This is a genomic window from Mesorhizobium sp. M1307 (assembly GCF_040318155.1).
GTDB lineage: Bacteria > Pseudomonadota > Alphaproteobacteria > Rhizobiales > Rhizobiaceae > Mesorhizobium.
In genome coordinates, this window is the sequence record NZ_JAMYLR010000005.1 from 82,699 (window position 1) to 90,000 (window position 7,302).

The following is a 7,302-nucleotide window of genomic DNA, read 5'->3' on the forward strand; positions in this document are numbered from 1 at the left end:
GGGCGCCGTAGAGGGCGGCACCGAAGACTTGGCTCTCCTATTGGCGTTGCGCCATGACCCGCGCCGTCATCCTCCTTCGCCGCCGTCTCGTCGGCAGCATCTTCGTGCTGCTGATTGTCGTCATCGGCACGTTCCTGTTGCTCGAAGCCGCTCCCGGCGACGCGGTCGATGCCTACATCGTCTCGACCGGCGGCGACGCCGGCATGATCGAGTTGTTGCGTCACCGCTGGGGGCTCGACCAGTCGGAACTGACACGGCTCGCCAATTATCTTTGGGCGCTGCTGCATCTCGATCTCGGCCAATCGGTCAGCTTTTCGCGGCCGATCCGCGATGTCATCCTCGGGCGCCTGCCCAACACGCTGCTGTTGATGGGCAGCGCCACCGCGCTCTCCTTCGGCCTCGGCTCGGCGCTCGGCATCTATGCCGGCGCCAGACCCGGCAGCTTCCGCGATCGCTTCCTCTCCATCGGTTCGCTGGCGCTCTATGCCGTGCCGGGCTTCTGGCTCGGGCTTGTGCTGATCATTGTCTTCGCCGTCGACCTGCACTGGTTTCCGATCAGCGGCATCGAGAGTATCGTCTCGGCCAGGACCGGCCTCGATCGCGCCGCCGATATCGCCCGCCATCTCGTCCTGCCGGTTTCGGCGCTCGGCTTCATTTATCTCGCGCTCTATCTGCGCATGATGTGCGCCGGCATGGCCGAGGTGTGGCGACAGGACTTTGTGCTGGCCGCCCGTGCCAGGGGACTTTCCCGCCGTCGCATCGTGCTCGCCCATGTCGCACGCAACGCACTGTTGCCGCTGGTCACCATGCTCGGCCTGCAGTCGGCGCAAATGCTGGGCGGCAGCGTCGTGATCGAGAGCGTCTTTTCCGTGCCCGGCCTTGGCCGACTGGCGCAGGAAGCGGTGGCCGCGCGGGATACCCCACTACTGCTCGGCATTATTCTCACCAGCGCTGTCCTGGTCGTCATCATCAACCTTCTCGTCGACATCGCCTACGCCTTCCTCGATCCGCGCGTCGGCGCCAGTGAGGCCGGCGCGTGAGCCCGCTTCGCCGCTTTCTCCGGACCCCGGAAGCGATCGCCGGCGCGGTCATCCTGGCGGCGCTGTTTGCCGTGGCGCTTGCCGCACCTTTGTTCTTTCCCGGCGATCCGCAGGCCATTGCCGGGCCGGCGTTGCTACCGCCGTTCCAGGACTGGTCGTTGCCACTCGGCACCGACCGCCTCGGCCGCGACGTGCTAGCCGAGCTTCTCCACGGCGCCCGCACCTCGCTGGCGGTCGGGCTGGCAGCAGCAGCCGTCGCCCTTGCCGTCGGCGCCGTGATCGGCACGTTGGCCGGTTTTGCTGGCGGCGTTGTCGACGAGATGCTGATGCGCATCGCCGACGCGTTCCAGACCGTGCCAGCCTTTCTGCTGGCTTTGGCTTTCGTCAGCATCGTCGGGCCGTCGCTCGGCGTCGTCGTCGCGGCGATCGCGCTTGGCGCCTGGACCGGACCGGCACGCGTCGCGCGGGCCGAAGTGCTGTCGATCCGCGAGCGCGATTTTGTTGCCGGCGCCCGCGTCATCGGCATGCATCCGTTGGAGATCGCCTTTCGCGAGGTGCTCCCCAATGCGCTGCCGCCGGTAATGGCTTTGTCGTCGGTGATCGTCGCCGCGGCGATTCTCACCGAAGCGGCATTGTCCTTTCTCGGCCTCGGCGATCCCAACCGGGTTACCTGGGGCGGCATGATCGCCGAAGGCCGCGCCGTGCTGCGCACCGCGCCCTTCCTGTCGATTATTCCGGGCGTAGCGCTCGTGCTCACCGTGCTCGGCGTCTATCTCGCCGGCGAAGGCGTCGTCGAGACCACGGCGATGAGGAGGAGCCTGTCGTGACGGCGCTTGCTTCGATCCGCAATCTGACGGTGACCTATCGCCGCGACGGCGCCGAGGTAGCGGCGCTGAAGAATGTCGGCTTCGACATCACCGCCGGCGAGCGCTTTGCCATCATCGGTGAAAGCGGTTCGGGCAAGAGCACGCTGGCGCTGGCCATTGCCGGGCTGCTGCCGGCCACCGCCAGGATCGAAGGCCGCATCGATTGGCTCTTGCGTCCGCCGCCAATGTTTGGTGCCAAGGCACCCCCCTCTGTCCTGCCGGACATCTCCCCCTCAAGGGGGGAGATCGGTAGTTTCGCAGCCGGTTCCTTTCCGCCAGCTTCGGTGATTGGCGAAGGCACAGATGAAAGTGCAATCTCCCGCCTTGAGGGGGAGATGTCCGGCAGGACAGAGGGGGGTGCGACGGGACGCCGACCATTCGTCATTGCGACAAGCCACACCCCCATCGGCGGCCGCGATATCGGCTCGTTTTCCAGGACCCATCCGCCAGTCTCGACCCGGTGATGCCAATCGGCAAGCAGATCGCGGAAGTCGCGTGCACTCATCTCGGCCTCAGTTGGCGAGACGCCTATGCCAAGGCAAAAACCCTGCTCGAGCGCGTCCGCCTGCCCGATCCGGACGCTGCCCTCTGCGCCTTCCCGCACCAGCTCTCCGGCGGCCAGAAGCAGCGTGTGGCGATCGCCGCGGCGATTGCTGCCGGTCCGAGATTGCTGATCGCCGACGAGGCGACCAGCGCGCTGGATACGATCGTGCAGGCCGAGATCGTCGGGCTGATCCGGCGACTGGTGGCCGAGGACGGTATGACGCTGCTGTTCATCAGCCACGACATTGCGCTGGCCGCTGAGCTGGCGGAGCGCATCGCGGTGTTCCGGCATGGCGAGCTGCTCGAGCTCGGTTCGACAGCCCAAATCGTCAATGCGCCGCGTCACGCATACACTCGTGTGCTGCTTGACGCTCATCTCGGCCTCGACGCCGAGCCGCTGTTGCGGCGAACATGACCGACCCGCTGCTCGCCGTTTCCGGCCTGACCAAACGATACAGTCGCGGCGGCAAGATCATCGCCGCGGTCGACAACGTTTCCTTCCACATCGACCCCGGCGAGACGCTGGCGCTGGCCGGACCTTCCGGCAGCGGCAAGTCGACGATAGCTCGTCTAGTGCTCCGGCTCATCGAAGTCGATACCGGCCGTATTGAATTTGAAGGCAGCGATTTCCTGTCGCTGAACGGCGCTGCCTTGCGCGGCCGGCGCGCCCGTCTTCAGATGGTGTTTCAGGATCCGCTCGCCGCCTTGAACCCACGCGCCACAGTCGCGCGTGTGCTTGACGACCCCTTGCGCATCCATCACATTGCCTCTGGCCCCGAGCGCGCGCGCCATATTGCAGCTCTGCTGGAACGCGTCGGCCTCAGCCCCGGTCTCGCCGGCCGCGCCATTCACGAAATTTCCGGCGGCCAACGCCAGCGCGTTGCAATCGCCCGCGCCATCGCCACGAAACCGTCGCTGGTCGTGCTCGACGAGGCCGTGTCGGCGCTCGATGTTTCGGTGCGCGCGCAGATCCTGCAGCTGCTGCTTGACCTTCAACGCGAGGAACGCATCGCCTATCTGTTCATTTCGCACGATCTCGGCGTCGTCCGTGCCATCGCCCACCGGGTCACTATTCTGGAAGCCGGGCGCATTGCCGAGAGCGGCGATGCGCGCAGCGTCATCGACGCGCCGCAATCCGCGATCGGCAAGGCGCTGGTGGCGGCAGCGCCAAGACTGTCAAGGATCGAACGGGACGCATCATGACCGACGCCGAAGCCCGAGCCGAAAAACTGTCGCGCGAACTCGATTCCGCCTTCCGCAACCGCGCCGATCTCTATCGTCTATTCCTCGACGAGCTAACCGCGGAGTTGGGCGCGGAAAAAGCCGAGGCGATCATGATCCGTATCATCGAACAACGCGGCAAGGAGGTTGCGGCGGCGGCCTTTGCCGATTTCGGCCCAAACGACGCACCGGCGATCGGCGAGGCGTTCCTCGCCGTCAGCCCGGATGGCGGTCGCATGTATCCGACCGACGTCGAACGCGGTCCGGACCGCATCGCCTTCAAGGTCAGGCGCTGTCCGCTGAAGGACGCCTGGGTCGAGGCCGGCGTCGGCGACGAGAAGCTCGCCACACTCTGCCGTATCGCCGGCGCCTTCGACCGCGGCCTGTTCGAGGCCACCGGAGTGCGCTTCGACAACGTCACCTGGACGCCGGGCCACGGTTCCGGCTGCTGCCACATCGCCTTGACCAACCGGGATGCCGGTTAGAGCTGCATCCATGCAGCACAGTTAGGTGCCGGCAGGACGTGGAACTCCGTCGCGGCGCGCGAGCTTCGGTGTTTGGCAGCACGCCCCAAAACAAAGAAACCCGGCGCCGTAAGGCTACCGGGGTTTTTGATGCTCGCATGCAAGGAATTTGGTTGCGGGGGCTGGACCTTCCTTGGTGTCTCGCTGTGCCTGCTTCGTGCGAGGCCTGACGGGGATCGAACCAATCGGCCAGCAAAACGAAAACGGCCCGCACAAGGCGGGCCGTTTTCGAATTTGGTTGCGGGGACAGGATTTGAACCTGTGACCTTCAGGTTATGAGCCTGACGAGCTACCGGGCTGCTCCACCCCGCGTCAACCCAAAAGGTAAGCCTTGGCTCACCGGATTCAAGCTTCCGCCAAATGAAAGGGCCGCTTGCGCGGCCCGATATCCCGTTGGCGGGCCTTTTCGTAAGGAGAAGATTAAACAACGTGCGCTTGGCAGACCTGGCAGCGACCTACTCTCCCGCGTCTTGAGACGAAGTACCATCAGCGCTGGAGCGTTTCACGGCCGAGTTCGGAATGGGATCGGGTGCAGCCGCTCCGCCATAACCACCAGGTCGGCAAAACGCACGTTGCTCGAGAAGCTGTTTTCTGTGCCATCCATCTCGGCGCAATCCAAGGATTGTCACCAGAAATGGGCATTAGGAATGAGAACGATCAAGCCGATCGAACTATTAGTACCGGTAAGCTTCAAGCGTTGCCGCTCTTCCACACCCGGCCTATCAACGTGGTCGTCTTCCACGGTTCTCAGGGAATACTCGTTTTAAGGTGGGTTTCCCGCTTAGATGCCTTCAGCGGTTATCCCGTCCGGATATAGCTACCCTGCTATGCGGCTGGCGCCACAACAGGTCCACCAGAGATCCGTCCATCCCGGTCCTCTCGTACTAGGGACAGATCCTTTCAATATTCCTACACCCACGGCAGATAGGGACCGAACTGTCTCACGACGTTCTGAACCCAACTCACGTACCGCTTTAAATGGCGAACAGCCATACCCTTGGGACCTGCTCCAGCCCCAGGATGCGATGAGTCGACATCGAGGTGCCAAACAACCCCGTCGATATGGACTCTTGGGGGTCATCAGCCTGTTATCCCCGGCGTACCTTTTATCCGTTGAGCGATGGCCCTTCCACGCGGGACCACCGGATCACTATGACCGACTTTCGTCTCTGCTCGACTTGTCAGTCTCGCAGTCAGGCAGGCTTATGCCATTGCACTCAGCGAACGATTTCCGACCGTTCTGAGCCCACCATCGCGCGCCTCCGTTACTCTTTAGGAGGCGACCGCCCCAGTCAAACTACCCACCATACATTGTCCCGGACCCGGATAACGGGCCGCGGTTAGACATCCATAGTGATAAGGGTGGTATTTCAAGGGTGGCTCCACCTGAGCTGGCGCCCAGGTTTCAAAGCCTACCACCTATCCTACACATGCCACTACGAATGCCAATGTAAAGCTATAGTAAAGGTGCACGGGGTCTTTCCGTCTAACCGCAGGAACCCCGCATCTTCACGGGGAATTCAATTTCACTGAGTCTATGCTGGAGACAGCGGGGAAGTCGTTACGCCATTCGTGCAGGTCGGAACTTACCCGACAAGGAATTTCGCTACCTTAGGACCGTTATAGTTACGGCCGCCGTTTACTGGGGCTTCGATTCAGAGCTTGCACCCCTCCTCTTAACCTTCCAGCACCGGGCAGGCGTCAGACCCTATACGTCGTCTTGCGACTTCGCAGAGCCCTGTGTTTTTGATAAACAGTCGCTACCCCCTGGTCTGTGCCACCCTCCCATGCTTGCGCATGAAAGGGTCACGCTTCTTCCGAAGTTACGCGTGCAATTTGCCGAGTTCCTTCAGCATAGTTCTCTCAAGCGCCTTGGTATACTCTACCAGTCCACCAGTGTCGGTTTCGGGTACGGTCTATAAGGAGGAGCTATTTCCTGGAACCACGCAGCAGCCCTTTCAATCCGATAAGATTGGACTACCTCAATGATCCGTCACTTCCTCCAGGCCCACGAATATTAACGTGGTTCCCATCGTCTACGCATTTCTGCCTCGACTTAGGGGCCGGCTAACCCTGCTCAGATTAGCTTTAAGCAGGAACCCTTGGACTTTCGGCGGGGGAGTCTCTCACTCCCCTTACGTTACTCATGTCAGCATTCGCACTTCTGATACCTCCACCACCCCTCACGGGTATGGCTTCATCAGCTTACAGAACGCTCCGCTACCGCTTGCATTGCTGCAAACCCTAAGCTTCGGTGTATGGCTTTAGCCCCGTTACATTTTCGGCGCAAAGACCCTTATTTAGACCAGTGAGCTGTTACGCTTTCTTTAAATGATGGCTGCTTCTAAGCCAACATCCTGGTTGTTTTGGGATCCTCACATCCTTTCCCACTTAGCCATAACTTGGGGACCTTAGCTGTAGGTCAGGGTTGTTTCCCTTTTCACGACGGACGTTAGCACCCGCCGTGTGTCTGCCGACTATTACTCCCAGGTATTCGGAGTTTGGTTAGGTTTGGTAATCCGGTGAGGACCCCTAGCCCATCCAGTGCTCTACCCCCTGGGGTATTCGGTCGACGCTCTACCTAAATAGATTTCGCGGAGAACCAGCTATTTCCGAGTTTGATTGGCCTTTCACCCCTAGCCACAAGTCATCCCGAACTATTGCAACAGTTATGGGTTCGGTCCTCCAGTAAGTGTTACCTTACCTTCAACCTGCTCATGGCTAGATCACTCGGTTTCGGGTCTAATGCGACGAACTGAACGCCCTGTTCAGACTCGCTTTCGCTGCGCCTACACCTATCGGTTTAAGCTTGCTCGTCACACTAAGTCGCTGACCCATTATACAAAAGGTACGTGGTGACCCTTGCGGGCTCCCACTGTTTGTAGGCAATCGGTTTCAGGTACTCTTTCACTCCCCTTGTCGGGGTGCTTTTCACCTTTCCCTCACGGTACTAGTTCGCTATCGGTCATGCACGAGTACTTAGGCTTGGAGGGTGGTCCCCCCAATTTCAGACAGGATTTCACGTGTCCCGCCTTACTCGAGGACGATGATTTGCATTACGCGTACGGGGCTGTCACCCACTATGGCCCTACTTTCCAGAAGGTTCCG

Annotated in this window: 4 protein-coding genes, 1 tRNA gene, 2 rRNA genes and 1 pseudogene (1 of these 8 only partly in view); 5 read left to right on the plus strand and 3 right to left on the minus strand. The window is 61.2% G+C overall.

Translation table 11 applies throughout. From position 1 onward, the window contains the following. The first annotated feature begins 53 nt into the window (after positions 1 to 53). The 5 genes and pseudogenes from NKH16_RS08810 to NKH16_RS08830 all read left to right on the plus strand — a co-directional run bounded on the left by NKH16_RS08810 (position 54) and on the right by NKH16_RS08830 (position 4,155). On the plus strand, positions 54 to 1,040 hold the full coding sequence (locus NKH16_RS08810; protein ID WP_352899075.1) for an ABC transporter permease: 987 nt from the start codon (positions 54 to 56) through the stop codon (positions 1,038 to 1,040). After that, on the plus strand, positions 1,037 to 1,867 hold the full coding sequence (locus NKH16_RS08815) for an ABC transporter permease (protein ID WP_352746342.1): 831 nt from the start codon (positions 1,037 to 1,039) through the stop codon (positions 1,865 to 1,867). Before NKH16_RS08810 ends, NKH16_RS08815 begins: the two co-directional genes overlap by 4 nt. Continuing rightward, positions 1,864 to 2,864, plus strand: a pseudogene (locus tag NKH16_RS08820) (ABC transporter ATP-binding protein). The gene NKH16_RS08815 and the pseudogene NKH16_RS08820 overlap by 4 nt, the downstream one beginning before the upstream one ends. Further along, a complete protein-coding gene (locus NKH16_RS08825) occupies positions 2,861 to 3,652 on the plus strand; it encodes an ATP-binding cassette domain-containing protein (RefSeq protein WP_352743062.1) in 792 nt (263 codons plus the stop codon). The pseudogene NKH16_RS08820 and the gene NKH16_RS08825 overlap by 4 nt, the downstream one beginning before the upstream one ends. Then, positions 3,649 to 4,155: an L-2-amino-thiazoline-4-carboxylic acid hydrolase gene (locus tag NKH16_RS08830; RefSeq protein WP_352577383.1), complete on the plus strand. Its 507-nt coding sequence runs from the start codon at positions 3,649 to 3,651 to the stop codon at positions 4,153 to 4,155. The genes NKH16_RS08825 and NKH16_RS08830 overlap by 4 nt, the downstream gene beginning before the upstream one ends. A gap of 274 nt (positions 4,156 to 4,429) precedes the next feature. Here the strand turns inward: NKH16_RS08830 and NKH16_RS08835 are convergent. From NKH16_RS08835 to NKH16_RS08845, 3 genes are all read right to left on the minus strand, one after another. Continuing rightward, positions 4,430 to 4,506 (minus strand) — tRNA-Met (locus tag NKH16_RS08835). A 130-nt stretch (positions 4,507 to 4,636) separates the two neighbouring features. Beyond that, positions 4,637 to 4,751: ribosomal RNA gene (gene rrf / locus NKH16_RS08840) — 5S ribosomal RNA — on the minus strand. A 96-nt stretch (positions 4,752 to 4,847) separates the two neighbouring features. After that, positions 4,848 to 7,302, minus strand: a 23S ribosomal RNA gene (locus NKH16_RS08845); it runs 344 nt beyond the window's last position.

Excerpts from the sequence above, each read along its gene's own strand:
- NKH16_RS08810 (WP_352899075.1), top strand. The coding sequence starts at position 54 with ATGACCCGCGCCGTCATCCTCCTTCGCCGCCGTCTCGTCGGCAGCATC.
- NKH16_RS08825 (WP_352743062.1), top strand. The coding sequence starts at position 2,861 with ATGACCGACCCGCTGCTCGCCGTTTCCGGCCTGACCAAACGATACAGT.
- NKH16_RS08830 (WP_352577383.1), top strand. The coding sequence starts at position 3,649 with ATGACCGACGCCGAAGCCCGAGCCGAAAAACTGTCGCGCGAACTCGAT.